The 26,269-nt window shown below is 60.0% G+C and carries 24 protein-coding genes; 1 reads left to right on the top strand and 23 read right to left on the bottom strand.

Annotated features, from left to right (window positions below; translation table 11 throughout):
- Positions 1–173: 173 nt before the first annotated feature.
- Positions 174–1,355, bottom strand: a complete 1,182-nt coding sequence (gene flhB, locus NX784_RS06845; RefSeq protein WP_258815914.1) for a flagellar biosynthesis protein FlhB — start codon at positions 1,353–1,355, stop codon at positions 174–176.
- A gap of 358 nt (positions 1,356–1,713) precedes the next feature.
- On the opposite strand from flhB, the gene NX784_RS06840 reads away from it, so the two are divergent.
- The gene (locus tag NX784_RS06840; RefSeq protein WP_258815913.1) at positions 1,714–2,022 is read left to right on the top strand and encodes a hypothetical protein; all 309 of its coding nucleotides are present in this window, start codon (positions 1,714–1,716) and stop codon (positions 2,020–2,022) included.
- 110 nt (positions 2,023–2,132) lie between these two features.
- Here the strand turns inward: NX784_RS06840 and rfbC are convergent, their stop codons facing one another.
- The 22 genes from rfbC to NX784_RS06730 all read right to left on the bottom strand — a co-directional run bounded on the left by rfbC (position 2,133) and on the right by NX784_RS06730 (position 26,210).
- A complete protein-coding gene (gene rfbC, locus NX784_RS06835; protein WP_258815912.1) occupies positions 2,133–2,684 on the bottom strand; it encodes a dTDP-4-dehydrorhamnose 3,5-epimerase in 552 nt (183 codons plus the stop codon).
- A 9-nt stretch (positions 2,685–2,693) separates the two neighbouring features.
- Positions 2,694–3,563 (bottom strand): glucose-1-phosphate thymidylyltransferase RfbA, encoded by an 870-nt coding sequence (gene rfbA / locus NX784_RS06830; RefSeq protein ID WP_258816155.1) that lies wholly within the window; start codon positions 3,561–3,563, stop codon positions 2,694–2,696.
- Positions 3,564–3,581: 18 nt separating this feature from the next.
- Positions 3,582–4,469, bottom strand: coding sequence for a dTDP-4-dehydrorhamnose reductase (rfbD, locus tag NX784_RS06825; protein WP_258815911.1), 888 nt, complete (start codon positions 4,467–4,469; stop codon positions 3,582–3,584).
- A complete protein-coding gene (gene rfbB, locus NX784_RS06820; RefSeq protein ID WP_258815910.1) occupies positions 4,470–5,528 on the bottom strand; it encodes a dTDP-glucose 4,6-dehydratase in 1,059 nt (352 codons plus the stop codon).
- 73 nt (positions 5,529–5,601) lie between these two features.
- A complete protein-coding gene (locus tag NX784_RS06815; RefSeq protein WP_258815909.1) occupies positions 5,602–8,553 on the bottom strand; it encodes a YjbH domain-containing protein in 2,952 nt (983 codons plus the stop codon).
- Positions 8,554–8,636: 83 nt separating this feature from the next.
- Complete coding sequence (locus NX784_RS06810; protein ID WP_258815908.1) at positions 8,637–9,782, bottom strand: glycosyltransferase family 4 protein; 1,146 nt, start codon at positions 9,780–9,782, stop codon at positions 8,637–8,639.
- 68 nt (positions 9,783–9,850) lie between these two features.
- Complete coding sequence (locus NX784_RS06805) at positions 9,851–10,975, bottom strand: glycosyltransferase (protein WP_258815907.1); 1,125 nt, start codon at positions 10,973–10,975, stop codon at positions 9,851–9,853.
- Positions 10,972–12,030, bottom strand: coding sequence for a hypothetical protein (locus NX784_RS06800; protein WP_258815906.1), 1,059 nt, complete (start codon positions 12,028–12,030; stop codon positions 10,972–10,974). The genes NX784_RS06805 and NX784_RS06800 overlap by 4 nt, the downstream gene beginning before the upstream one ends.
- 2 nt (positions 12,031–12,032) lie before the next feature.
- Positions 12,033–13,154: an N-acetyl sugar amidotransferase gene (locus NX784_RS06795; RefSeq protein WP_258815905.1), complete on the bottom strand. Its 1,122-nt coding sequence runs from the start codon at positions 13,152–13,154 to the stop codon at positions 12,033–12,035.
- Complete coding sequence (locus NX784_RS06790; RefSeq protein WP_258815904.1) at positions 13,151–13,918, bottom strand: AglZ/HisF2 family acetamidino modification protein; 768 nt, start codon at positions 13,916–13,918, stop codon at positions 13,151–13,153. The genes NX784_RS06795 and NX784_RS06790 overlap by 4 nt, the downstream gene beginning before the upstream one ends.
- Positions 13,915–14,523 carry an imidazole glycerol phosphate synthase subunit HisH gene (gene hisH / locus NX784_RS06785; protein ID WP_258815903.1) on the bottom strand — a complete coding sequence of 203 codons (609 nt, stop codon included), beginning with the start codon at positions 14,521–14,523 and terminating at the stop codon, positions 13,915–13,917. Before hisH (NX784_RS06785) ends, NX784_RS06790 begins: the two co-directional genes overlap by 4 nt.
- Positions 14,524–14,544: 21 nt before the next feature.
- Positions 14,545–16,008, bottom strand: a complete 1,464-nt coding sequence (locus NX784_RS06780; RefSeq protein ID WP_258815902.1) for a hypothetical protein — start codon at positions 16,006–16,008, stop codon at positions 14,545–14,547.
- A gap of 23 nt (positions 16,009–16,031) precedes the next feature.
- Complete coding sequence (locus tag NX784_RS06775; protein WP_258815901.1) at positions 16,032–17,303, bottom strand: lipopolysaccharide biosynthesis protein; 1,272 nt, start codon at positions 17,301–17,303, stop codon at positions 16,032–16,034.
- Positions 17,303–18,400 carry a DegT/DnrJ/EryC1/StrS family aminotransferase gene (locus NX784_RS06770; protein WP_258816154.1) on the bottom strand — a complete coding sequence of 366 codons (1,098 nt, stop codon included), beginning with the start codon at positions 18,398–18,400 and terminating at the stop codon, positions 17,303–17,305. The genes NX784_RS06775 and NX784_RS06770 overlap by 1 nt, the downstream gene beginning before the upstream one ends.
- The gene (locus NX784_RS06765) at positions 18,400–18,981 is read right to left on the bottom strand and encodes an acyltransferase (RefSeq protein WP_258815900.1); all 582 of its coding nucleotides are present in this window, start codon (positions 18,979–18,981) and stop codon (positions 18,400–18,402) included. Before NX784_RS06765 ends, NX784_RS06770 begins: the two co-directional genes overlap by 1 nt.
- 54 nt (positions 18,982–19,035) lie before the next feature.
- On the bottom strand, positions 19,036–20,094 hold the full coding sequence (locus tag NX784_RS06760; RefSeq protein ID WP_258815899.1) for a Gfo/Idh/MocA family protein: 1,059 nt from the start codon (positions 20,092–20,094) through the stop codon (positions 19,036–19,038).
- Between the two features lie 14 nt (positions 20,095–20,108).
- Positions 20,109–21,404, bottom strand: coding sequence for a nucleotide sugar dehydrogenase (locus NX784_RS06755; RefSeq protein WP_258815898.1), 1,296 nt, complete (start codon positions 21,402–21,404; stop codon positions 20,109–20,111).
- Between the two features lie 55 nt (positions 21,405–21,459).
- On the bottom strand, positions 21,460–22,668 hold the full coding sequence (locus NX784_RS06750) for a Wzz/FepE/Etk N-terminal domain-containing protein (protein WP_258815897.1): 1,209 nt from the start codon (positions 22,666–22,668) through the stop codon (positions 21,460–21,462).
- A 75-nt stretch (positions 22,669–22,743) separates the two neighbouring features.
- Positions 22,744–23,388: an imidazole glycerol phosphate synthase subunit HisH gene (gene hisH, locus NX784_RS06745; RefSeq protein ID WP_258815896.1), complete on the bottom strand. Its 645-nt coding sequence runs from the start codon at positions 23,386–23,388 to the stop codon at positions 22,744–22,746.
- Positions 23,385–24,152, bottom strand: a complete 768-nt coding sequence (gene hisF / locus NX784_RS06740; RefSeq protein WP_258815895.1) for an imidazole glycerol phosphate synthase subunit HisF — start codon at positions 24,150–24,152, stop codon at positions 23,385–23,387. Before hisF ends, hisH (NX784_RS06745) begins: the two co-directional genes overlap by 4 nt.
- Before the next feature lie 41 nt (positions 24,153–24,193).
- A complete protein-coding gene (locus NX784_RS06735) occupies positions 24,194–24,904 on the bottom strand; it encodes an acylneuraminate cytidylyltransferase family protein (protein WP_258815894.1) in 711 nt (236 codons plus the stop codon).
- A gap of 13 nt (positions 24,905–24,917) precedes the next feature.
- Positions 24,918–26,210: an N-acetyl sugar amidotransferase gene (locus NX784_RS06730; RefSeq protein WP_258815893.1), complete on the bottom strand. Its 1,293-nt coding sequence runs from the start codon at positions 26,208–26,210 to the stop codon at positions 24,918–24,920.
- Positions 26,211–26,269: the final 59 nt, after the last annotated feature.

Below are 26,269 nucleotides of genomic sequence, written 5' to 3'. Positions count from 1 at the left end.
ATGTGTGGATCGGGCCAGGACGCCATCGACTCTGATGGATCACTTGCCCAGATACAACATTATTGCCGGAGCGCGCCAGCGGCCATGCGGGAAGCAGACGGGCAAACACGGTGCATTTCGCCCCGCAAACGAAAAAAGGCTGGCGCACCGCGGTGCGCCAGCCTTCCTTCCCGTCAATGCGGACCGGTGCCGGGACGGTTGCCTGCTTTTTGCGAGGCAGGGTTGAACGGGTCCATCTCGGGCGGGACCTGGAGCCGCTGCGGACGATCCGGATACTGGTCGAGCGTGCCCTTGCTGTAGGCGCGCAGCTGGTAGACGTAGGCCAGCACTTCCGCCACGGCCGAGTAAAGCGCTTCCGGAATCTCGTCGTCGATGTCCGTGTGCTTGTACAGCGCACGGGCCAGCGCCGGCGCTTCCAGCATGGCGACCTTGTGCTCCTTCGCAAGCTCGCGGATCTTCGCCGCGACCTCGTCGGCACCCTTGGCGACGACGCGCGGCGCGCCCCGCTGCCCTTCCCCATACTTCAGCGCGACGGCGAAGTGGGTCGGGTTCGTGACGACGACGTCGGCCGTCGGCACGTTGGCCATCATGCGCTTCTTCGCCATTTCGCGCTGCAGCTGGCGGATCTTGCCCTTGATCTGCGGGTTGCCGTCCGATTCCTTCGACTCCTGGATGACTTCCTGGCGCGTCATCTTGAGCTTGTCGGCGTGATGCCACATCTGGTACGGACCGTCGAGGATGGCGATGGCACCCAACGCGCCGACCATCGTCAGGAACGCCTTGGCGATGAGGCCGCCCAGGTGCGGCGCGGCGCTGCTGAACGGTTCGGCGACGAGGCCGATCACGGCATCCTTCTGGCTCAGCACGACGAACCACGCCACCGCGCCGACGAGCAGCGTCTTGGCGACGGCCTTCAGCAATTCGATGAGCGCATTGGTCGACACCATATTGCCCAGCCCGCGCATGGGATTCAGCTTGCCGAAATTGGGCATGAACGCCTTGGCGCTGAAATTCCAGCCACCGATGAGCAGCGGCGACGCCAGCATCATCAGCATGACGGCGCCCGCCAGCGGCAGGCACGCGAGCAGCACGCCGGCGATGTCCGCGCCAATGCGTTCGATGAGCGCGTTCGGGTTGTAGATCTGTTCGCGGTCGAGCGACAACCCGCGTTCCAGGGTGGTCGACAGCGTGTTGACGATACCGCCCCCCATCATCCACAAGCCGGCGCCGGCGGTCATCAGCACGGTGAACGTGGCCACTTCGCGCGAGCGGGGAATGTCGCCGTCTTCGCGCGCCTGCCTCAGTCGTTTCTCTGACGCTGGTTCGGTCCGTTCTGCGTCGCTGTCTTCTGCCATCGTGCGCTTCCTTGCGGGCCGTCCGGGAGACGGCTACGTTGTCCAAGCCTGCATTATCCCAGGCATTGCCCGAAAGCCAGAAAAGAAGAAGGCGGCAATACACGGCCCATATCGCGCGCTGGACGCATGCGCTTTGGTGGAAACTATGCGAACACACAACAAAAATGCGGAAAACTGGTAGGAATCTCCGTCACGTTCTGTCAAAATTGCAAATTGCTTACGTCGAAAAGAATCACATTTTTGGCTGAGCTGGCTTTCCCGTCGGCATTGATGAATCAAGGCAATGTTCAAATGCTATATAATGGTCTAGCAACATTGCGATTTGCAGGTGCCCCGTTAATTGAACAAAGGATACAAAATGAAGAAACTCCTCGTCACGACCGCCATTCTGAGCCTGCTGTCGGCCCAGGCATTCGCGCAAGAAGCCGCTACCAGCGCCACCGCTGGTAACAACGCCGCATCGGCTCAAGCTGGTTCGACCTCGAGCACCGGTTCGGACACCGGCGCCACCGCCAACACGAATTCGGGCGGCTTCCTGAGCAGCAGCTCCATCGGTGGCATGTCGACCGGCACGCTGATCGCCATCGGCACCGCTGTCGCTGCCGTCGCCGTCGCTGCTTCGGACAACGGCACGACCACGAACCACACGACCACCACGCACCACTGATCGCAACCGGGACGCCTGCGCGTTCCGTTGCAGATCGTTGCAAAGCAAAACGGCCGCGAAAGCGGCCGTTTTGTTTTATGGGAGCGGCGCGAAGCCGCGCCGCATCCCGTTCAGTCGAATACGTCGGCCTGCGCCAGCAGCTTGCCGGTCTGGTCCTTGGCCGCCAGCTGCGGCGCAAAATCGATGGGCCAATCGATGCCGAGGGCCGGGTCGTTCCACAGCAGAGTGCGCTCGTGCTCCGGATACCAGTAATCCGTCGTTTTATAGAGGAATTCCGCGGACTCGCTCAGCACGACGAAGCCGTGCGCGAATCCCGGCGGCACCCAGACCTGGCGGTGATTGTCCGCACTCAGTTCCATGCCCACCCAACGTCCGAACGTGGCCGACGATTTGCGCAAGTCGACGGCCACATCGAACACGCGCCCCTGCACCACTCGCACCAGTTTGCCTTGGGGATGCTGAATCTGATAATGCAAACCGCGGAGTACACCTTTGGCCGACTTGCTGTGATTGTCCTGCACGAACTGCGTGTCGAGTCCCGTCGCCTGGGCGAATTCACGGGCATTGAAGCTTTCGAAAAAGAAGCCGCGTGCATCGCCAAAGACTTTTGGCTCCAGCATCAGGACATCGGGTATGGCGGTCGGCGTAACGGTTAGCGGCATAGAGTCGACTTATTTCAACAGGTTGAGAAGGTAGGCACCATAGCCATTCTTGGCGAGCGGCGCCGCAAGATTCTGCACATCGGTTGCGCCGATCCAGCCCTGGCGATACGCGATCTCCTCGGGGCATGCCACTTGCAAACCCTGCCGTTTCTGCAGCGTGGCGATGAAACTCGCGGCCTCGAGCAGGCTGTCGTGGGTGCCCGTGTCGAGCCAGGCGTAGCCGCGGCCCATGATCTCGACGTTCAGCTTGCCCTGCTCCAGGTACCAGCGGTTGACGTCCGTGATCTCCAGTTCGCCGCGCGCCGATGGCTTGATGCCGGCCGCCACATTGCACACGTCGTTGTCGTAGAAGTACAGCCCGGTCACCGCATACGAGGACTTCGGCAACGCCGGCTTTTCTTCGATGCTGAGCGCGCGCTGTCCGGCATCGAACTCTACGACGCCATAGCGCTCCGGATCCTGCACGTGGTAGGCGAACACGGTCGCGCTGGCGGTACGTTCGTTGGCGCGACTCAACTGCCCCACCAGGTCGTGGCCGTAGAAGATATTGTCACCGAGCACGAGCGCGCTCGGATCATTGGCGACGAAATCCTTACCGATGATGAAGGCCTGGGCCAGGCCATCCGGCGAAGGCTGCACTGCATACTGGATGTTCATGCCCCAGCGGCCGCCGTCGCCGAGAAGGTCGGCGAAGCGCGGCGTGTCCTGCGGCGTGCTGATGACTAGGACGTCGCGGATGCCGCTCAGCATCAGCGTGCTGAGCGGATAGTAGATCATCGGCTTGTCGTAGACGGGCATCAGCTGCTTGCTGACGGCCTGCGTCACCGGGTACAGCCGCGTGCCGGAGCCGCCGGCCAGAATGATGCCTTTACGCTTCACATGGGACATGGCTGCCTTTCACAGAATTTGCCGGAGCACGTGGCGCACGCCCTCCTGCCAGGGCGGCAGGCGCAGGTCGAACGTCGTGCGGAAGCGGGTCGTGTCGAGCCGCGAATTGAGGGGCCGCCTGGCCGGGGTCGGATACTGTTCGGTGGACAGCGGCGCGACGGCGTCGACGGTTGCCTTCAACACCTTGCCAGCCGCCAGCGCCTCGCCGATCACGAATTGCGCATAGCCGTGCCAGCTCGTCTCGCCACCGGCCGCCACATGGTACGTGCCATATGGGAACGCTGCTGCGCCGGCCCGCGCGTACGCGCGCACGAGGTGGGCGCTGAGGTCGGCCAGCAGCGCGGCCGACGTCGGCGCGCCGAACTGGTCCGCGACGACCGTCAGCTTGTCGCGCTCGCCCGCCAGGCGCAACATCGTCTTGGCAAAATTGCCGCCATGCGCGCCCACGACCCAACTCGTGCGCAGGATCAGGTGGCGCGGATTGGCCTCGGCCAAGCCCTGCTCGCCCGCGAGTTTCGTGCGGCCGTAGACGCTTTGCGGCGCCGGCGCGTCGTCCTCCGAGTACGCGCCCTGCTTCGTGCCGTCGAATACGTAATCGGTCGAATAATGCAGCACGAGCGCACCCAGCTTCGCGCCCTCTTCGCCCAGGATTGCAGGGGCGACGGCATTGACGGCGCGGGCCATCGTTTCGTCCGACTCGGCCTTGTCGACGGCCGTGTAGGCTGCCGGGTTGACGATCACGTCGGGTGCCACGCGACGCACGAGTTCGCGCAGCGCATCGGCGTCGGCCAGGTTGCAGTCCTCCGTGCCGACGGCGACGACGTCGCCGAGCGGGGCCAGCGCGCGCTGCAGTTCGAAGCCGAGCTGGCCGTTCTTGCCGGTCAGGAGAATCTTCATTCAGGCACCGTACTGTTGGCCGACCCAGTCGCGGTAGGTACCGCTCGTCACGTGCTCGACCCAGTCCTGGTGGTCGAGGTACCACTGCACGGTCTTGCGGATGCCCGTCTCGAACGTCTCGGCCGGCTTCCACCCCAGCTCGCGCTCGAGCTTTGTCGCATCGATCGCGTAGCGGCGGTCGTGGCCGGGGCGGTCCGTCACGAACGTGATATGCGTCGCGTACGACTGGCCGTCGGCGCGCGGGCGCAGTTCGTCGAGGATGGCGCACAACGTGCGAACGACGTCGAGGTTCGCCTTCTCGTTCCAGCCGCCGACGTTGTAGACCTCGCCCAGCCGGCCCGCCTCGAGCACGCGGCGGATGGCCGAGCAATGATCCTTCACGTACAGCCAGTCGCGGACTTGCTGGCCGTCGCCGTAGATCGGCAGCGGCTTGCCGGCCAGCGCATTGTGGATGCACAGCGGGATCAGCTTTTCGGGGAAGTGGTACGGGCCATAATTGTTCGAGCAATTGGTGGTCAGTACCGGCAGGCCGTACGTGTGATGGTAGGCGCGCACGAGATGGTCGCTGGCCGCCTTGCTGGCCGAGTACGGGCTGTTCGGCTCGTAGCGGTTCGTCTCGCGAAAAGCGGGGTCGTCCTTGCCGAGCGAGCCGTAGACTTCGTCGGTGGACACGTGCAGGAAGCGGAACGCGGCCTTGCGTTCGTCCGGCAGCGCGCCCCAGTACTCGCGCACGGCTTCGAGCAGGTGAAATGTGCCGACGATATTCGTCTGGATGAATTCGCCTGGACCGTGGATGCTCCGGTCCACGTGGCTTTCGGCCGCGAAGTTCACGACGGCGCGCGGCTGGTGTTCCTGCAGCAGGCGCCGCACAAGGTCGACGTCGCCGATGTCGCCATGGACGAAAACGTGGTGCGGATTGTCGCGCAGGCTTGCCAGGTTCTCGAGGTTGCCGGCGTAGGTCAGCTTATCGAGGTTGATGACGGGTTCATCGGCCAGCGCACACCAGTCCAGCACGAAGTTACTGCCGATGAAGCCGGCACCGCCTGTCGTCAAGATCATCTATTTCTCTCCGGTTGGGCAGGAAGCCGCTGGCGCGGCCTCATCCGGCATGCCTGGCGTTCCCGTCCGATTGTCAGTAATTCCCGAACCAGGCCACGCCGACCGATTTCGGACCTGGCGCGACAGCAAAGCTCGAGTGCGTATCCGTGCGCTGGGCCTGCCACAGCCATCCGCCGACGGCCATCCCGAGCAGGCCACCGGCGACGACGTCCGATACCCAATGCTGGCGGCCTGCAGTACGACCCAGCGAACCCGCTGCCGCCACGCCATACAGCCACGGCGCATCGTACTCCTGGGCAAACGGCGTCACCGCGGCAAACGCCACGGTGGCATGGTTGGACGGGAACGATGCATTCGAGCGGTCCGTCGCCTTGGCCCACTGGCCTGCGTCCTGGTCGGGGCGTGCACGACCGGCGATATGCTTTGCCGTGATCGACAGGGCGGCGGCACTGGCGACCGATTCCAGCGAGATAATACCAATGTTTTGCACGCGTGCATCACCAAACGCCACGGCCCCCGCGGCGATACCGGTGAACACGAGCGGCGTCGCCTTGCCGACATTGTCCCACGCGCGCGCGACGCTCGATCCCTGATGCTTTTTCATGAAGCGGTCGACCGGCTTGTCGAGCAGCGCGCTGGCCAGGATGGCGCCACCGCCGACGGCGGCACCTTTGGCCCAGTCCGGCGGCGTCGGCCCCGTGTTGAACGACTGTTCGACGCGCATGCGGAACAGCGGCCACAGATTCGGCATGGCGGTGACGGGCGGATTCACGGCCGGCAGATTCTGCTCGTCGCGCCGCTCGGCGAAGTTGCCGAGGCCATCGAACGTCGTCATGTCGCGGCGCGGCTGTTCGACCATGTCGTACAGGTCGCCCGGGCTTGCCACCATCTGGCCGACGTCGCGGGTCCACGGCGAAAGCGCAACGCTGGCCGTGTTCTGGCTGTCGAACGGGAGCATGATGTTCAGCGGCACCGACAGGAACACACCTTTGTCGTTGTACGGATTCGTCGGCGTGCCGGGATTGGTAATATCTTTTCCGCTCGTCTTCGCGTACCAGGCGCCTATCTCCATGCCTGATGGGAAGCGCCGTTTGAACTCGAAGCGCACACCGTTGTCCTTCGCAAGGAAGCGGCCCGCGCGCGCCGTCGCGGTCACGTCGTAGGGCAGTTTGTAGTGCAGCGACGCAAATCCGCTGACGGTCTGGTAATCGCGCTTGTCGAGCCAGCCCTTGAAACCGCGCTGTTGCAAGGCATCCACGTTCACGTCGGCCGCCCAGCGGCTGTCCTTCGGCAGGTACAACATCTGTCCACCGAAGCCACGATACATTTCTTCGTACAGGCCGCCGGACAGCCGCGCATACACGCGCTCGGCCGGCATCATGTACTTGTTGAGCATCAGGCGGTTCAGCTTGAAGCGCCCACCACGCTTGTACTCGGCGACGTCCGTGCGGACGTGCGGCAGCAGACTATTGGACGGCTGCGTAACCCCAGACACGGTTTCCAGCGCTGTCAGCTTCAAATCGCTGTTCAGATACAAGCCTTGGGCCAGGCGGCGGTCATAATTGGCCGCAGCCCACAACTCATAGCGCAGCGCCCCGCTCGGGTCATTGAAAAAGAAGGAAACCTTGGGCACGACCTTGAAACGGTTCGCCTCGCGGTCTTCCGATGCCAGTTGCACTGTATTGCCGTCGCGGCCAACTTGCACCTGGAGATTGGCTCCTTCGTCCTGCACGGCTGCCAGCAGACCGCCCTGGTCCTCCCCGATTTGGTCACCAGGGCCCGCATAGTGCACGGTCACGGTCTGCAGGAAGCTTTCACGGTCGGCCAGTCCAGTCAAGTAATCGGTCAGACGCTGTAGATCGATGAATTCGTAGGTGGCGATCGGCTGTTCCAGCTTCGTATAGGTTACCTGAATCGCGCGCGTGCCTTGGGGGGCGAAGGCAAGCGCGGTGCGCGTGGCACGCCCCACAGCACGGCCCAGGTTCGAGATACGACTGTTGGTCAGCGACAGCTTAAGCGCATTGTCCTCGAACGCCACGCGGACGTTCTTGAAATCCTGTCTGACGAGCGCCTGCACCATTTCGGCGCCGTGGTTGGCGTGCTGCCGCCACTCCTCGGCGGTGGCGCGCGGCGGAGCCTTCTCTGGATCGAAAGGAGGCGGTTCGTACAGTTTGGGAATGAATTCGCGTTCGGAAAACGGAACGCTCACGTAGGCATTGGCACTGAAGTGGTCGCGGTGGCGTGCCACTTGGACGCCGAGCCACCCCCATCGGTACTCGACCCCGGCCGCCGGACCTTTACTGCGCTCACCGGCGGCTGTCTCTGCAGCACGGAAATCCCTCTTGTAGTCGTTCGCATCGTACTCCGCGACGAAAGCCCAATTGCGCGCTGCGAGGGGCACCCAACGTACGCCAGCAAATAAACCGTCCGGACGCTTGTTGCCATAGCCGATGCTGGCCTCAATATTCCGGCTGTTGCCGAAGACCTTGGTCGCAACCACATACTGACCCTTGAATAATTCTGTCCCCAGCAAGTCGGTAGCGCCGATCGATAACTCTGGAATCCAGGTCGACTCCGTCAGCAAGCGCAGTTTGGCATCGACGACCTTGTCCTTATACCGGCCGTAACCACTACCATAGTGGCCTGGTTCGCTTGAAAAACCCGGAATGCCAGTAATCCCGACGTAGCGCCCCGTCACTTGCAGGAATGGCAATATGGTCGAGCTGACCCAAAAACTGCCGTAGGGCCGATCATAACCATAGCCGGTCGAGAACGTTCCGTCTTGTTCGACCCACGCGCTTGGCATGTTTACATAGCCGGATTGTCCTTGGACGGTCGGGGTGGATGCGAATGCGCTGGCGCCAAGCATCAACCACCCGCACCAGGAATATTTCAAAGTTATTAACTGAATTTGTTTTGACACTTTGGAGCCGGCCAATAATCGATAAGTGAAGCCGCGAAATATACCGGGCAAAATAGAAACAAGGCAAGCAATACTTGGGCCAAAATAAGCGGCCGCGCTCATCAGGGAGGATGCGCAAACGGGAAATATCTATTCCCCACATTCAACTTTATACGCGGCGCAATTCGTAAAGACCGTAGACACGATCAAATGCCCATTGCCTCAAGAATCTCTGCATTGATCTTGTGCACGTCGAAAGTTTGCTCTGCCTTGCGCCGGCTGGCACGCCCCATCGGTGCGACGAGATGCGGTGAAGAAATAAAGGTGCGCATTGCCTCTGCCAGTGCAGCGGGGTCACGCACGGGTACCTTGAAGCCGTTAACGCCATGCTCAACCGTTTCCCGGCAGCCCGGCACGTCGGTGGTGATGACAGGTTTGCCCATGGCCATGACCTCCTGAGTACTGCGGGGCAGGCCTTCGCGATAGGAAGGCAACACGAACACACTGGCCTGGGCGATCCAGGGCTTGACGTCGTTCACGTGACCCGGCCACTCGACTAGCCCCTCCGCAACCCAGGCTCGCACTTCTTCCTGGCTGATGGAGCCGGGATTGAGGTCGACGCTCCCCAGCAGAATGAAACGCACGCGCGGATGCTCGCGACGAATGATGCGTGCTGCTTCAACAAAGTCGTACACACCTTTTTCCTTCAAGAGGCGCGCGATCAAGATGAAGGACACGGACTCCGCCGACGTTTCCTCGACAATAAACTGGTCGAGCTCGACGCCAATGCCATTTAACAGGCGTACCTTGACCGGGTCAACCATGCCCAGTTCTGCAAACATCTTCCGGTCGTCGGGATTCAACATGAAAACACGTTGCGTCTGGCTCAGCGCAAGCTTGTAGAGCCGGATCACCAATGTGCGCAAGACGCGGCGCCGTAGGCCAAAGCGTTCGCCCTCCGTAAATACATAACCCACTCCCTCAATCATGGCTACTCGGCGCGGTATACGAGCCAGGCAAGCCGCCAGCGTACCGTAGATGACTGGCTTGATGAAATAGGAGAACGACGCATCAAGGTCGAGGTTGCGCAACTGGCGCGAGAGCTTGAGCAGATCGACAATGTCTCGGAAGGGATTCATTCCAGCGCGCGACAACGAATAATCAACTGGCGTCGCACCCAACGAACGGATGACCGAGCGGGTCCGGTCGTCATAGTCCGGAGCAAACGCATAAACGGTCATGCCGCGTTTGCTCATTGCACCAATCAACGGACCGCGGAAGTTAATCAATGAAAACGCAGTATTGGCAATGATGCCAATGCGATACTTGACAGTTTTATTTTTGTCCCTCATTTACCCGATACCTTGTTCGATATTCACTTCAAATTACGCGGCGAACGCATTAACTTTGCCTTGGGCAACTATTCTACGCGCAGGCGGCTTTCTTGGGCAGAGGTATCGAAAATAATCGCAGCAAAATAGTCGATGTAGCCCGGAGATGAGAAGCGTTTGACGGCCTCGGCGCGAACCGCGTCTCGAAATGACGCGCTTCTGGTTACCTGATCTACATAATTTGATATCAATTCTGCCAGTTCGGCGGCATTTAGTTCTGCGGCGCAATAAGATAGCCCCGGGAGCCCAGCGCCGAATTCACGCGAATCGCCGGTATCGCGCACCACGACCGCGCAGCCGGCCAAGAGCGCCTCTGGTACTACGCGGGACGGGAAATTCGTGACTTCCTGAAGCGACAACACAACAGCGGACTCGGCAAGGAGCGGCGTTGCTTCTTGATATCCAGCAAATTCAACGGGAATACCTGACGTTCTTAATTGCGCAACTTCTTGTGCGACCAAATCTTCCAGCGCACCGTACCCCGCGATTTTGAACCGGCATATTGTCCCGTAGCGCGTTTGCAGTTGCTCCCATAACGCCGGAAGCATGCGAAGCAGGTCTTCGACGCCCTTTCCCGGCACGAGACGTCCCAGGAAAACCACTTGTGGCAGCTTTTCCGCGACACTCCGCACAGGCGGAACCAGATAGGTTCCACCCGGCGTCAATGTGATCCGGTCACGCAGCCACGGTTTCCGGGTCGCTTTGAAAACCGCTGGGCTTAGCACGTCAATACCTTTGACGAACGCAAACGAAAGCCAGTGCCATACGTCCGCCTGCTTCTTCGAAAAAGGCGTGGGTATCGTAGTGCAATCGACCACCGACATCGAAATCCGATCACCGCGCACGAGATGAAGCGGCCACAGACAATTCAATGGATAATGAAAATGCGATCCTTTGGGAATGGACTGCAACACACGGCGAAAACCCTTGATGAATCCGATTCGGCTCCAGCCAGCTAGCGGCACTGGAATCATCAATGGAAAAATGTCACTACGCTCGGGATAATCCGCCTGCAGCTTTTCGATCAGCCCTGATGGCGCTACGTAGCGCACCGGGCGATTACTGCGGACCAGCGCCGTAAAGATATCGAAAAAACGCTTTTCGGCACCGCCATACGAGGGTGAGACAATAACGATATGACCAGATTTGTTCATGTTTTCAGGCCATCGCTCGGATCGGTTTGCCGTGAAATGGCCCGGTATTGAACGAGTGCGAAAAGGTAAAAAAAGTAAACGAATGAAAAATAACGCCAGTGCATGATGTCGCTCCACATCATCGGTAAGGGAGCAACTGCCCCGACGACGACAAACTTGAATGACGGCGACTGGCGAAAGCGCCGACCCGCGACGAGCAGCGCCAGGCGGAACATCACGAACATGGTAAGGAGGGATACCCACGCTTCCATCGTGTTGCTTTTTCGTGCCGGGTCGATGAGCCAGCTGTACACCCGTTGCGGCAACAAGAAGAGGTATTTGATCGGGTAGGCGATGAAGTAGGCGCCATGATCAATCATCGCGGTAAAAATGAGACCAGTAAGTCCAGAAACATCGAGCACTTCGTCTTTAGAATAAGACGGAATCAGTGATTTCACGATCGGCCCAAGGAACGAGATACCTAGCGCGATAGCGATAATGGCACGGTAGCGTGGAGGCTTATTGCGGGGAACGGTCAGAATCACGAAGAAGAAACTCAACAGCATGTAATATCGTGCGAGGCCGGCAAAAAACAGTGCCAGCAGCAGATGCCGCCTTTTCCCGGCTGTATAGTAGGCGCACAGCATGATGGCCGAGCTCATCGCGTACACTTCCTTGTTCAAGGCGAGGAAACCGAACACGAAATAAGGAAACACAAGCGCCCCGACGACGAACTTGATACGGCTACGCATATCCGGCAGAGCGTCAACACCAATCCGCAAGGAATAGGCCATAACGACCAAGTTCACGAGCTGCACCACCCATAGATGCCCTTCAGCCAACTTCAGCATGAGAATCGGCGAGCCAACCATGAACAGGGTCGGACTGTCCAGGAGCTCGACATCCGCATAGAACAGGTCGTACAGACGATAATATTCCCCGCCGTCCGACGAAAAATAATAGATGAGTCCGTTCGTATGCGCCGCGAACAACGCATCACTGAAAGCCCACAGGATCAGCCCCAGCAACAGGAAGGCGGCTGCGAGGAGAAGGTGGGTAATCCTGACGGTACCCATGCTTATCTGCCAGGCATGTACCGCTGCTGCAACGAATGCAGCTTCGCGTACCAGTGAGCTTCGCTCGGGTAATCATCGTGCGGCCGCGGTGCCCTGCGCAGGTAGTCATCGAGGTCCGCTTGGGTCCAGCCCATTTTCTTGAGGAAATAGTCGATGTCCGCGTCCAGGTCGTCCGGATCCGGATAAGGGCTGTGCTGCAGCCACTCGCTTGCCTGTTTGCGGGTCATTTGTTTCGAGCAGATTAGCGAAGAAAAATGCATGCGCCGCTTATCGATGCCAAATTTTTGCGGAAGCAGATAACCCTGGTAGAAACGCGTAAAAATCGACTCATAATGCTTGTATGGGTACGGCCGATAGCCCAGTTCCTTGACGAGCAGGTCGATACAGGATTTCTTGTTGTAGTCGATATAGTCGAGGAACGGCACCCATTGCGTACCGCGCGCGAGCCGGTGATACACGAACCCGGCCACGCCTATCGTCGGGAGGCTGCGGACGCGCGTGCCGTTTCGGCGTGCAATCGCAAGAATGTTCTTGCGATCGTATTTGTTCCAGTTGTAATTGCGGGGTACGCGCATGCCTTCCGTCGTCGTGTTACTGCCGGAAAGGATGTATTTGATGCCATAGCGCCTCGCGAGGCCGTAGTTCACGGCCAACATGGCATTGTCATACAGCAGTTCAACGTCGAGGACATCCGCATCGAAAAATGCCTGCTGCAATGCGCGGTACTCGCGCCACTCCACCACGTGCGTGTAGAGATCCACGCCAAGCTTGCGCACGAGGTTTTCGATATTGTTGACGGCAAGCTCGGAATTCCAGCCATTGTCCATGTGCACCGCCAATGGACGCAGGCCATTTTTCTTGGCGAGGTAAAGCGCATACGCGCTATCCGCGCCGCCGCTGATCCCGACGATGCAGTCGTACTGCTTGCCGGCACCTTCGCGCTTGACGGTATCGATGAATTTTTGCAGCTTCGCTTCGAGCACCTCGGGACTGGCGGGCTGGTAAGCATCCAGCTTGGCGAGCATGTTGGTGCAATAATTACAGTTTCCGTCGGCGTCAAAGACGACATCGGCCGCATTCGCGTCGATAAGACAACGCTTGCATTCCTGGATCTGGGTAGTCATTTCGAAAACAGCTCACGTACCGCGCCGTACGCGGGATAATTGATGAGCACCGCACGGTGCGGGCCATAAAATACGAACATGCTGCCCGCCGCTGCAGCCGAGGCGCCGCTCTGGACGGCTGCCCGCATATCGTCGAGCCCGGCAGCGCCGCCGCACGCGATGACAGGCACATTGACGGCAGCAGACACCCTTGCGATCAAATCGACGTCGAACCCGGTACCCCGGCCGTCGCGATCCACGCTGTTCAAAAAGATCTCGCCTGCACCTGCACGCACGACCGCGACCGCGTGCGCGACAGGGTCCAATGACGTGAGGCGACGTTTCCCGGGATGAAATACACGCTCGCGGCCAAAGAAATCGCGCTTCACATCAATGCCAGCCACGACGCTGCTCGCGCCCAACTCGGCCGACATGGCAGACAGCAAGGCGGGATTGTCGATGGCCATGCTGTTCACGGCAATCTTTTCGACCCCGACCGCCACGATGCGGCGGGCCTGCTCCAGCGTGCGGATTCCGCCGCCATAGCAAAGCGGCATGAAGCATTCGCCGGCGATACGCTGGATCAAATCGTAGTTCGGTTCCGCGCCTGTACGCGAAGCGTCAATGTCGAGAAAGACAAGTTCATCGACGTATTTGTCATTGAAAATACGGACTGCGTTGATGGGATCGCCGACATAGCGCGGCCGGCGGAAACCCTGAGTCTTGACCAGTCCGCCATCCTGTAACAGCAGGCAGGGAATTACTCGGTTAAATACTGTCGTCATAGGTCGATAAATCTGCGGAACATTTCCATGCCAAACAAATGGCTTTTCTCGGGATGGAACTGGACACCAAAAATGTTGCCGACCTCGAACGCGGCGGCGAAATCGACGCCGTAATCGCACGATGCCGCTACATGTGCCGGGTTAGCCGTGCGTACGAAATAGCTGTGCACGAAGTAAAACCGCTCAGCCTCTTCGCCGCCATGGGCGAACAGATTGGCGGCGTTTTGCGGACGCACCACGTTCCAGCCCATGTGCGGCACACGCAGTCCTGCCATGTCGGGGAAGCGATGCGTATGGGCGTCGATCCAGCCCAGGCCGGGGTCGTTACTCTCCTCGCTGCCACGCGTCATCATTTGCATGCCCAGGCAAATCCCCAATACGGGCTTGCCGCGTTCCATGACCTGCTCATTCAGCGTCGGCACCAAGCCGGTTTCGTTCAACTTCGCCATGCCGCGGCCGAAATGGCCGACACCAGGCAGGATCAATTTATCCGCGGCCTCGATCTCGGCTTTGTCGGCGCTGATACGGGCGCGAGCACCCACCTTGCGAAGCATATTTAAAACAGATCCGACGTTGCCCACGCCGTAATCGATAATGACGATCATCTATCGCTCTTCACTATGTAATTAGCTACCCGCGTGCGGCGCGACCGCGTCCACGGCGACAAGGAAATTTTTATATCTGGTGTGCCAGTCTTGGCTCCAGATCTGTGATATCCGTTCAACGCCTACGGCACCGCGACCGCCGGCGACGGCCTCGGCCAGTTGCTCGACAGTTTGGAACTTGAAGAACGGGTGCACGGGGTACGCGAAACGCGATTTCGGGGTATCCCAAATGAAAATGTTTTCTACCAACCCGACCGCTTCGAACAACCCAGTCGAGACTTCGCTGACGACCGCGCAAGATTTCTTAAACGACTGGTAAATGTCCTGATTGCGGTCAATGCTAACCATTCCCACCATAAGGTCCGGATGCTTGGCCAGGATCGCGGCGCGTTCCAGGGGATGCGGACGGAACACGACGTCAAAACTGCCTGCCAGTCGCTCGGCCAACGTATTAGCCAACGACAAGTACTGCTCGGTTTCGACGCCATCGCCGAGCAGGAGAACACTACGGCTTACCGCCGCGTTCCCAACATCGCCGAGCACGGCAGAGCGATGCGGGCTGCCGATGGCAACGTACTTGACCGGGGCGTTGATCTGATCCGACCACCATGGCCCATAGGACAGGAAATACTCAGGCAAGACGTTGCGGATCGCTGCGTTGTCCACGAGTGCCAAACCGAAATTGTACACGTTGTGCCCGGCAGAAATCGAGCCATGTTGGTATTCAGCTGTTGTAATTCCCAACTGGTGTGCCGCCACCATCGCACTCACGTTGTCCGGACCACCATAGCATGCCTCTTCCTTGACGAGGAGCTTAGCGCCGCTCCGACCAAGGAGACGACGGTAGCTCGCGATGCGGGTCGGCAGCGAGCCTGCCGCCGTGCGGCACAGCCTTATCATCCAGGCGCGCTGCACATCGCTGGCTTCGTAATCGAACAGGGCACGTGCGCGCGCAAAGGCCAAGTCGACCAGTGCCTCGCTGCTCTCCAGGTAGCGCGCCGCGTTGCGCCGGCCGCTCAGCGAACCGACGACACGCAGAGGCGTGTGCAGCAGGACGTTGCGATGCCGGCGCGGGAATGGCCAGCGCCACTTGAACATCTCCTCAATCAACAGCGTCGATTGCGGCGCGACGTCGACGAAGTATTCGCCCAGGTAATTATAGTAGTGATCCTCCTGCCAGCCCAGACGGGCACCGGACGACATCACGACGATCGGAGTGGTGCCCGTCGCTGTGACGGCATTGTGGAGGAACGCGCGCGCGATCCGGGTCGCCTTTGTCACGCGGGAGGCACCGCCAAGCGCCCCGTTATCGCCGCTCTCGGATTCGAGCGCCGTACCGTAGAGCCGGTCGGACATGACCATCCGGGTGAAGGCCGTTCTGATCAGCATCCATAGGGGAACACCCGTGTCCGGGCAAACGAAACCTTCGAGACCAGGTTCGTCCTCGATGGCGAGTACCTGACGAAGCGACAATTCTTGTTGCATCACTAACTTATTTCGAAAACGTATCAGGTGACATCGACGATGGCGCGCAGCCAGGGCATCGGGTGAGTGCGATGGGCGAGCCACCACGTGCAGGCGAAACTTGCCAATTGGGTCAGCATGAAGGCCATGCCTGCGCCGGCCGCACCGTTCATCTTGACCAATGCGATGGTGAGCGGAACGTTCAACAGACCGACCGCCGCCGTAATGCCGGCAAGCAGCGCGGTTTTCGACTCGAAAAAGATGTAGTTAGTGACCATGTAATAGCAGCCGCTGAAGGCGAACCCCAGCGTCGTGTAGATCACCAAGTACGCAGCCGACGAGAACGACTTCCCGACGAAGTAAGGCAAGAGCCACGGCGCCAGCATACTGATCGTCAACGCAACGCCGATGACAACGCCGAAATAGATGTAGGTGCCTCTCACGATCGCCTTGCGCGGCACGTTCTCCTTGTCTGCCAGTCGCTTCATCAGCCAGGGCGCGTAGGCCTTGTTGAAGGAGTCGGTCAGCAGGCCCACGACCTGTCCCATCTGCAGGGCCACCATATAAATACCCGCAGTGGCAAGCCCCAGCAACTTGGTGATGACGATCCGGTCGACGGCGACAATCAGTAGCGCGCCGAGTGTATGCGGCACCATCGGAAGGCCAAAACGCAGCGCATCGGCGACGAGCGGTTTGAGGTTCTGCGGACGCAGTAGCAGACCATCCCGGCGCAACAGAAAGAAGGCCGTCGCACCGAACAGCGCCATCGCCGTCGCCTGGCCGATCAGCCTCCCCTGCCAAGCCAGCCCGACCGACAGCACGAGGAATAACGACAGCGCCGCATTCAACACGGTCTGCCCAATCTGGAATGCACCGTACCGGATCGCTTGCCCGCCCACCTGGTACAACACGAGGCGAATGTTCGCGATGAATTGCAAACCCGACAGGACGATTGCCACGAGCAACCAGTCCAACGGAAGGCCACTCAGCTCGATCGCCGGTTGCGCGAACAGGAGGACCGTCATGAACACGAGCGTCGTGCTGATCAGCAGCACGGCCATGCAGGCGCCGATGTACTCCGCCAGGCGCTCCTTGTCCATCTGGAAGTAACGGACCGAGACGGCACCGTGTACGCTCAGCCCGGTAAAGGCCCCCATGATGCTCAGCACGATGCCGAACATCGCGATGGCACCGTAGTCCGCGGGCGAAAGGACCCGGGTCAGCACGGGAAGCAGAAGGAATGGAACACCGGCGTTGAGCACGTTCGCGCCCAGATAGATACCGGCGCTCCCGCCAAGCTTCTTGATCGGTTTCATCAGGCGGTGCAGGCTCCGGCCAGCACGTCGACAACCTTCAGTTGGGTTTGCTCATCCAGATCCGGCCCCATCGGCAAGCTCATGACCTGCTGGGCGAGGGCCGCAGCGGCCGGGGTCGCCGGCCCGCTCGACAATGCCTTGTACGCCGGCTGTTCGTTCAACGGAACAGGATAATGGACTGCGGTCGGGATACCCGCTTCCTTAAGCGCTTCCTGTACGCGCACGCGGTTCGCGACCATAACCGTGTACTGGCCATAGACACTGGTCCGGTCGTTACGCTGGGTCACGCGTGCGAGACCGCGCTGGTCGAGCAGTTCGTCGTAACGACGACCGATCTGCACGCGGCGCTCGATCTCCCAATCGAACCGTTCCAGCTTGGCCAGCACTACCGCGCACTGGATCGTGTCCATGCGGCCACCGACGCCGATGCGCGTATGCACGTAGCGCTGGCTTTGACCGTGAACACGAATTTCGCGGAAAGCGCGGGCCAGTTCGTCGTCGTTCGTGAAGATCGCGCCGCCGTCACCGTAGCAGCCAAGTGGTTTGCTGGGGAAGAAGCTGGTGCATCCGATCGCCGACAGGTTGCAACTGCGCTTGCCCTTGTACGTAGCGCCGAAGCTCTGCGCAGCATCCTCGATCACCGGGATGTTTCCGTGCGCAGCCGCTATGGCATTGATCTCGTCCATGTCGGCCGGCTGGCCATACAGGCTCACCGGGATAATCGCCTTGGTGCGCTCGGTGATCGCCGCTTCCAGCTTGGCGACATCCAGGTTGCACGTGCCCGGGTCCACGTCGACATAAACGGGGGTGGCGCCGAGAAGGGCAATGACTTCTGCCGTTGCGACGAACGTGAACGGGGTCGTCACGACCTCGTCGCCGCGGGTGACACCAAGCGCCATCAGCGCGATCAGCAGCGCCTCGGTGCCGCTCGACACGGTGATGCAATGACGCGCGCCGGTGTACTTCTCGAGTTGCTGCTCCAGCTCGCGCACCTCGGGGCCCATGATGTACTGGCCATGATCCAGTACGCGGTTGATACGCTCCTGGATCTGCGGCCTCAGGGTCTGATACTGCAACTTCAGGTCGATAAATGGAATCATTTTGTCTCTCGGGTTACGATGCCGTTTGCCAGCGAATATGAATGACCGGAAATCGGGCAGTTGCACCGAGCACTCCCCGTCAATGGAAGATCGAGGCGTTCTCCCGCTTCGCTCATCCAGCCGATCTGCCGCGCGGGCACGCCTGCCATCAGGGCATATGGCTTGACGTCGCGGTTGACGACAGCGCCGGCGGCGACGAAGGCGTGTTCGCCGATGGTGGTACCGCACACGATGGTACTGTTGGCGCCCAGCGTCGCGCCCTTCCTGACCACGGTGCGGCGGTATTCGTTCTTGCGGTTCACGGCCGAGCGCGGATTGTACACATTGGTGAACACCATGCTCGGACCGCAGAACACATCGTCCTCAAGCGTGACGGCGTCATAGACGCTCACGTTATTCTGGATCTTGACGTTGTCGCCGATGGCGACATCGTTACCGACAAACACGTTCTGGCCAAACGAACAGCCCTTCCCGATCCGGGCCCCGCCACAGATATGTACCCAATGCCATACGCGGGTGCCCTCACCGATCTGGGCGCCTTCATCCACGATGGCCGTTGGATGGACAGTAAATTGCATTTTCACTTCCTCAGCGTAAGTCTTGCGCACACACACAGGCAGCGCGCCGAAAGGTTAGTATTCGAGTGGCAGGGCCACGCGCTTGCCGTCGCGGGAAGAGAGATACATTGCGATCAGCAGTTCCAGCGACTTCAACCCTTCGCGACCATCCGTTTCCGCTTCCGCTTCGCCACGCAGGCACTGGATGACGTTGTCGTAATACAGGGGATGGCCAAAGCCGTACACAGAGGTGGTCTCGTAACTCGCGCTCTTGAGCAGTTCGTCATCGGCGTCTTGTTCCGCGAACTCCCAACGCTGGATTTCGTTGACGGCGACGCCGCCGATCCGCACGGTGCCTTTTTCGCCAAGGATGGTGATCGAACCTTCCATGTTCTTGGGATAGGTCAGCATCGTCACGTTCAACGTGCCCATGGCACCGCTGCGCCAGCGCAAGGCTGCCACGCCGCTGTCTTCGACCTCGATGTTACGGGCCAGCGTCGCGGTGTACGCCATCACGCTCTCGACCGGACCGATGAGCCAGTCGAGCAGATCGATGTAGTGGCTGGCCTGGTTCATGAAGGCGCCGCCATCGAACTCCCAGGTGCCGCGCCATTTGGCGCTGTCGTAGTACTCCTGCGGGCGCGTCCAGAACACGTTGACCGACACCGAGAAGATGCGGCCGAAGCGACCCTTCTCGACTGCGCGCTTCAGCAACTGCAACGTCGCGTTGCGGCGGTTCTGCTTGACCACGAACAAACGGACGTTCGCGTCGTCGCAGGCCTTCACCATGCGTAAGCCGTCATGCCAGCGCGTTGCCATCGGCTTTTCCGTCATCACGTGACGCCCGGTGGCGGCGATCTGGATGGTCTGTTCCGGGTGCAGGCCACTCGGCGTGGTCAGGATGACCATGTCGGCCTGGGTGCTGGCCAGCATCTCGTCGAGGCTGGCGTGTCCAGCTGCGCCCGTACGTTCGACCGCCTGCGCCAGCGCCGACGGGTCGACGTCGCACACATCGACGATGTCGAGACGCTCTGCGTGTTTTTCGATGGCGGAGAAATGGTTCGCGGCGATCCGGCCGCAACCGACCACCGCGACACGAATCTTGCGTCCGGTGATCTTGGGATAGTTATGCATATCGCTCGCAATAATTAAAGTCGGAAAACGGTAAAGCCCGCGTCGACCGCGTCGGCGCGTTGGTAGAGGGATTTCAAGTCGGCTAGCACGGGCTTGTCGCCGCGGCAAAGCGGTTTCAGTTGCGCCGGTGTGAGACCGCGGAATTGTTCATGGCCGACGGCCACCACCAGCGCATCGACAGGCGTGTCAGGGCTGACGGTACCGAGCCGGATACCGTATTCGTGTTCAACCTCTTCCGCGTTCGCCCACGGGTCGGTGACGACGACGTTCACACCCCAGTTCTGCAGTTCCCGCACGAGGTCCGCGATCTTGCTGTTGCGGATATCCGGGCAATTTTCCTTGAACGTGATACCGAGCACGCCAACCGTGCTGCGCGGGACATCGATGCCGTTCCGCAGCATCAGGCGGATCACGTTGCGCGCGGAATAGCGCGCCATGTTGTCGTTGATCCGGCGGCCGGCAAGGATCACCTGAGGATGATAACCCACTTCCTCGGCCTTGTGAGTCAGATAGTACGGGTCCACGCCGATGCAATGGCCGCCGACCATCCCCGGGCGGAAAGGCAGGAAATTCCACTTGCTCCCCGCGGCTTCCAGTACGTCGAGCGTATCGATGTCCAGCCGGTCGAAGATGACGGACAGCTCGTTGACAAGCGCGATATTCAAGTCGCGCTGTGTATTCTCGATCACCTTCGCCGCTTCGGCCACTTTGAGGCTCGCCGCCGGGAACGTGCCCGCCGTGATGATCGAAGCATACAGGGCGTCCACAGCTTTCGCGACCGCCGGGGTCGAACCACTGGTGATTTTGCGAATTTTCGTGAGCGTATTGACCTTGTCGCCCGGATTGATCCGTTCGGGGCTATAGCCGCAGAAGAAGTCCTCGTTATAGCGCAAGCCGGAGCACTTCTCGAGCACAGGCACGCAAACTTCTTCTGTGCAGCCCGGGTACACGGTCGATTCGTAGATCACGACCGCACCGGTGCGCAAGACCTTGCCGACCGTCTCGCTTGCCTTGACCAGCGGGATCAGGTCCGGGCGGTTCGCCTTGTCGATCGGGGTCGGGACGGTGACGATGAACACGTCGCACGTCGCCAGATCCTGCAAGTCGCAGCTGTATTGCAGCTGGCTTGCCGCGCGTAGGTCGTCCGGCGCGACTTCGAGCGTACTGTCCTTGCCCGACCGAAGTTCTTCGATCCGTCCCTTGTTAATATCGAAGCCGACGACTTTTCGCTTCTTCCCGAATTCGACCGCCAGCGGCAGGCCGACGTAGCCCAGACCGATCACCGCAATCGTTTTTTCACCAAGATCCACAACAACTCCGCATTAATTAAAAGCATTGATTTCGATGGCGCCGCATGCCGCCGCATTATTTCTGACGTGCCGTCTTCCGGAACCGCAGATGGGCCGCGAGTTCCGCCCATTCGTCGCGGCCGCCCGGGCGCTTCCGTGCGCGCGCCAGGCCTTCCTTCACGAACGCCAGCGCGACGGCGACGATCAGTCCCAGCACGGCCGCCATCAGCACGATGACGGTGCGCTTGGGGGCGGCGCGCATTTCGGGCGCGATCGCCTGGTCGAGCACCTGGATGACGGACGAGTTGCTGGCCTCGTCGAGGCGTGCCATTTCGTATTGCTTGGCGAGCAGTTCATACAGCATCTGGAAGTACTTCACGTCGCGCAAAGCCTGGATGTTCTCCACCCCTTCCGGCGTACTGGTACGCGCGCCGCCCGGCCGGCCGTTCTCGATCTGGCCAAGCTGGGCCCTCAGGCTGCGCAGCTCCTCTTCCGCCCGCTTGTACTCGACGTTGTTCGGGGTCACGAACGCCTGCATGGCATTGAGTTCAATTTCCTTGGCGGCGATCTTCGCGCGCACCTGGGCAACGGTCGTCAGGACGGTCTGGGTCTCGGCGTCGACGCTCACCATGCCGCGCGTGTCGAGGACCTGCTTCAAGTGGATCTCGGCGTTGGCCAGATTGTTCTTTGCCTGGGTGAGCTGGCGCTCGAAGAACAGCCGGCGTTGCGCCGCATCCGTCACAGCCAGGATTTTAGTGAGATTCATGAGTTCCTCGACGTAGGCGTTGGCGATTTTCGCCGAACGCTCGCGGTCGCGGTCATCCACTTCGATGACGATCAGGCCACTCTTGTCCGCGGTGACGGCCGTGTTTCCGTTCAGGCGCAGGCGCGCCTTTTCGGGAGACTCGGTCTCGTACGCCTTGAGCAAATCAAAACGCTTGATCAGCTTGTCGCTCACAGTGCGGCTCTTGAGCATGCCGATATAGACATCGCTTGGATTCTTGATGCCGGCCGCGCCAGACAGGAGGCTGGCCGCCCCGCCCAGCTGCGATAGCAGTGCGCTGGCGGAGGACGACGAACTTTGAGGCGGCAGCAATGTCGTACTCGCGCGATACACCGGCGGTAACAGCATTGCGACGACCGCAGCAAGCACGGCTGCCACCAACGGCAAGCCAAGCAAGAGCCGCTTGTGCTGTGCGAGGACAATCAACAGGTCGACGACTTTCACTTCGTCCCGCATGGTGTCATCGTTCGAATAAATCACTGATTGTTGCTTCTCTTCCATATTAAGCTACCGCCTAACGATTTCTGTTCGATTCAAATTTCCGCCGCAAGCAATCTGCTGCCGACTGCATCAGGGTCAACTCACCGGCGTATTGATGAAACCCGACAGCATGCGCAATCCCGCTGGACCACTCTTTTCAGGATGGAACTGGCAACCCTGGATATTGCCATAGCGAATGGCTGCAGTGATCGGCCGGTCGCCGAAACGATAAGTTGCGAGCACATACCGGGGATCGTCCGGCACCACGTGGAACGAATGGACGAGATACACTGCCGTTCCCGGCGCGGTATCCGCCATCATGCTCTCCTCCCACTGGTAGGCCGGGTCGATCACGTCCCAGCCGATGTGCGGGATTTTCAATGGCCGGCCGTCCTCGACCACTGTAGGCAGCGGCACGACCTGTCCCGGGATCAGCCCGAGGCCGTCGTGCGAACCGAATTCCTGGCTGACACTGGCCAGCATCTGCATACCGAGACAGATGCCCAGAAGCGGCCGCCCGGACGCGGCAAAGCGGCGGACCGGCTCGACGAGGCCGCACGCGTGCAGCCCGCGCATGCCGTCGGCAAACGCTCCCACGCCCGGCAGCACGACGCGTTCGGACGCCTCGATCTCGGCCGGATCTGCACTGATGGCGACCTCGGCACCGCACTGTTCGAGGGCGCGGCTGACACTGAACAGGTTGCCGACGCCGTAATCTACGATGGTGACGTGTTTTTTCATACTGATCTGACCTGGATGCCGGCAGCGCGCGCGTGATCCCGCAGCTCGGGCATGGTGGAAAGGTTGTAGTGGAGTGCATCGGCCACCGCAATGGCGTCCGCACCTGCCTCATGCACAATGGCGCCCAGGTCGGCCGGCTTGCCATAACCGCCACTGGCGATCACCGGTACGTTGACCGCATCGGCGATCGCACGGGTCAGCGCGAGGTCGAAACCCTTGCGGGTGCCTTCACGGTCGATCGACGTGACTAGCACTTCGCCGGCGCCCAGTTCGACGCCACGGCGCGCCCACTCGACCGCGTCGACCCCGGTACCTTCCCTGCCGCAATCGGTGTAGACCTCCCAGCGTCCGGGCCCCATGCTCTTCGCCTCGATCGACAGGACCATGCACTGGGATCCGAAACGGCGCGCGACCTCGCTGATCAGTTCGGGCCGGTTCACGGCCGCGGTGTTGATGGCGACCTTGTCGGCACCAACACGCAACAGTTCGCTAACGTCGTTCACGGAGCGGATACCGCCGCCGACCGTCAATGGCACGAAGACATCGTGCGCGGTGCGGCGCACGATGTCCTTCAGGTTGCTGCGGCCGTACAGGCTCGCGACGATATCCATGTAGATAAGCTCATCGGCACCTTGCTCGTAATACTTCCTTGCATATGCCTGCGGGTCGCCGATGACGCGCAACCCCTCGAGGTGCACGCCCTTGATCAGGTTTTCACCTTTTACATCGAGCCGGGCAATCAGTCGGACGGATTTCTTGCTCATTGCGTTTCTGTTACAGTTATTAGATCGTTAAGTACGTGCGTTCAGCGCACTTGCTGTTCGACGATACTGCAAAATTTTTCGAAATCCTCGCGGGTATCGATATCGATGGAGCGCTCGGCGGGCATCTTGTAGGCCACGGTTTCGGCACTGACAAAACTGCGCACGCGACGCAACCAGTCGATCCGCGCAATATAAATCGCGCCGTTCAACGTGTATATGGCGGGCAGATCCTGCCTGCGCGTCACGCCTTCCGGCACGGGCAATACCGCGCTTAGCCGGTCGTCCGCGCCGACCCGGTACATCCAGTACGGCGACTGCTCGGCCCCCGAGACCGACACGCAGGACGGCGCGCCGGAACGGACCATCAGCTCGAACGCGGCATCGATATCGGCTTCGGTGCGCAACGGCGACGTCGGCTGCAGCAATACCAGATACTCATACGGCGGCAGCTGATCGAGCGCGTGCAACACGACGTCCATCGTCGCCGCCGTGTCCGACGCCAGTTCCTCCGGACGACGGAACGGCACCGCGCAACCGCAGGCGCGCGCCGTTGCCATGATTTCCTCGTCATCGGACGACAAAACCGTCGTGCCGATGACGTGCGAAGCCTGCGCGGCAGCAATCGTCCACCCGATGAGCGGACGACCGCCGGCCATAAGGACGTTCTTCCTCGGAAGCCCCTTCGATCCTCCGCGCGCAGGGATCAGTGCCAGAACCTTTTCTTTCGGAATATCGAACATCGGCTGGTTCAACGAATGGAGCCAATCACGCCGGCTTGTGACGCAAGACCCATTCGTCGTCTTCCACCTTCCACAGGTGCGGCGAACGGAAGCGGTCGCAAGTAGCCAGGAACTCTTCGCGGGTCATCGAGATGTAGTCGAGGAATTCCTTCTCGTAACGCGCAGGATACTCGCCTTCGTAGCGCTGCATCAGAGCAATTGCCTCTTCCTTCGTGATGTGATGGTTACGAATTTCCTGGGCCGAATCCATCATCGCGCGACCAACACCGAACTTGATCCAGCGGGTAAAATAGAAGAAACCGTCGACCTTGTCGTCCAGGCTATTGTATTTCGAGTAAGTCCCCTCGGTACGGACCGGATTCGCCTCGAAACCGGTATGCTCGACCGCGTAATAATACGCTTCCTGCGGGACCCATTTCTTGTAATAGCCGAGATACTTGAAATCGATGCCCTTTTTGTGCAGGACTTCCGGATCCATCGGCAGATAGCTCATCAGGTCGACTAGCGAAACGCCTTCGTCGAGATATTCGCCAATCTGCTTACCGCCGAGGAATACGTCGCGAATGTCTTTGCCGCCCAGGTAGTCTAGCGAAAACCCTTCGCTCTCAGCTTGCTCGTCTTTCGCAGCATACGACGACGTCTTGTGGGAAACCTGTTCGCCATATTCGCCCGGCATTTCGCCGTAAAAAATCAGCGGAATGTTCAGGCGCGCAGCCATTTTCGCGACGAAGGTTTTTTGACCGAGAATAAACGGCTGGAATGGGTGTAGCAGGTTGATCGTCGCATTCCGAGTCAGCAAGCGGTGAATCTTGCCATTCGGCGTGTAAAGGTAATTATCGAAACCACCCATATGCAGCCAGTTCTGGAAATTTTTCCAACCGATGTCCGTGTACAGGTGAGGCGACCAGGTGACGGTCAGCGGATTCATGCCGTACTTATACTTCAGCAGGTGCGACTGCATGGCGCTGTCCTTGCCGCCGCTGCCGCCGACGATGCAGTCGTAGCTGCCGTCGTTCTTGCGATAACGGTTGCACAATTCGATCAGTTCGCGCTCGCGCTCTTCCCAGTCGATCTCGCCGGTTTCCTTCAATTCGTTGAAACGGCATGCGTGGCACACGCCGTTTTCATCGAAAGAAAGCGTGGTCTTTTTTGAATCCTTGCTGTGAGCATATTCATTGCTCGACATCGGCTGCTGATTCGACATATTGCACTTAGTGCAAAATTCGACGTGACGCGGCAAGCCGTACAACACTTCCAACTCAGGCTCAGGTCGGCTGAATCGCGAGAGATCAACCTCTTTGCTCGGACCGATTTTCATTCTTAAATCCTTGTTTGAATTAATACTTGGACGATATTACCGGGGAGCGATTGTTGTAC

The sequence above is a fragment of the Massilia pinisoli genome (genome assembly GCF_024753285.1).
Lineage (GTDB): Bacteria > Pseudomonadota > Gammaproteobacteria > Burkholderiales > Burkholderiaceae_D > Telluria > Telluria pinisoli.
The sequence above is the reverse complement of the archived record's forward strand: the minus strand, read 5'-3'. Positions and strand labels throughout refer to the sequence as shown.

Coding starts and splice junctions, on each gene's coding strand:
- rfbB (WP_258815910.1), bottom strand. CDS start 5,528: ATGATCTTGACGACAGGCGGTGCCGGCTTCATCGGCAGTAACTTCGTG.
- rfbC (WP_258815912.1), bottom strand. CDS start 2,684: ATGCCGCTAACCGTTACGCCGACCGCCATACCCGATGTCCTGATGCTG.
- hisH (WP_258815903.1), bottom strand. CDS start 14,523: ATGATCGTCATTATCGATTACGGCGTGGGCAACGTCGGATCTGTTTTA.
- flhB (WP_258815914.1), bottom strand. CDS start 1,355: ATGGCAGAAGACAGCGACGCAGAACGGACCGAACCAGCGTCAGAGAAA.
- NX784_RS06765 (WP_258815900.1), bottom strand. CDS start 18,981: ATGCAATTTACTGTCCATCCAACGGCCATCGTGGATGAAGGCGCCCAG.
- NX784_RS06840 (WP_258815913.1), top strand. CDS start 1,714: ATGAAGAAACTCCTCGTCACGACCGCCATTCTGAGCCTGCTGTCGGCC.
- NX784_RS06810 (WP_258815908.1), bottom strand. CDS start 9,782: ATGAGGGACAAAAATAAAACTGTCAAGTATCGCATTGGCATCATTGCC.
- hisF (WP_258815895.1), bottom strand. CDS start 24,152: ATGAGCAAGAAATCCGTCCGACTGATTGCCCGGCTCGATGTAAAAGGT.
- NX784_RS06760 (WP_258815899.1), bottom strand. CDS start 20,094: ATGCATAACTATCCCAAGATCACCGGACGCAAGATTCGTGTCGCGGTG.
- NX784_RS06805 (WP_258815907.1), bottom strand. CDS start 10,975: ATGAACAAATCTGGTCATATCGTTATTGTCTCACCCTCGTATGGCGGT.
- NX784_RS06790 (WP_258815904.1), bottom strand. CDS start 13,918: ATGACGACAGTATTTAACCGAGTAATTCCCTGCCTGCTGTTACAGGAT.
- NX784_RS06750 (WP_258815897.1), bottom strand. CDS start 22,668: ATGGAAGAGAAGCAACAATCAGTGATTTATTCGAACGATGACACCATG.
- NX784_RS06800 (WP_258815906.1), bottom strand. CDS start 12,030: ATGGGTACCGTCAGGATTACCCACCTTCTCCTCGCAGCCGCCTTCCTG.
- NX784_RS06780 (WP_258815902.1), bottom strand. CDS start 16,008: ATGCAACAAGAATTGTCGCTTCGTCAGGTACTCGCCATCGAGGACGAA.
- NX784_RS06730 (WP_258815893.1), bottom strand. CDS start 26,210: ATGAAAATCGGTCCGAGCAAAGAGGTTGATCTCTCGCGATTCAGCCGA.
- hisH (WP_258815896.1), bottom strand. CDS start 23,388: ATGAAAAAACACGTCACCATCGTAGATTACGGCGTCGGCAACCTGTTC.
- NX784_RS06795 (WP_258815905.1), bottom strand. CDS start 13,154: ATGACTACCCAGATCCAGGAATGCAAGCGTTGTCTTATCGACGCGAAT.
- NX784_RS06815 (WP_258815909.1), bottom strand. CDS start 8,553: ATGAGCGCGGCCGCTTATTTTGGCCCAAGTATTGCTTGCCTTGTTTCT.
- NX784_RS06775 (WP_258815901.1), bottom strand. CDS start 17,303: ATGAAACCGATCAAGAAGCTTGGCGGGAGCGCCGGTATCTATCTGGGC.
- rfbD (WP_258815911.1), bottom strand. CDS start 4,469: ATGAAGATTCTCCTGACCGGCAAGAACGGCCAGCTCGGCTTCGAACTG.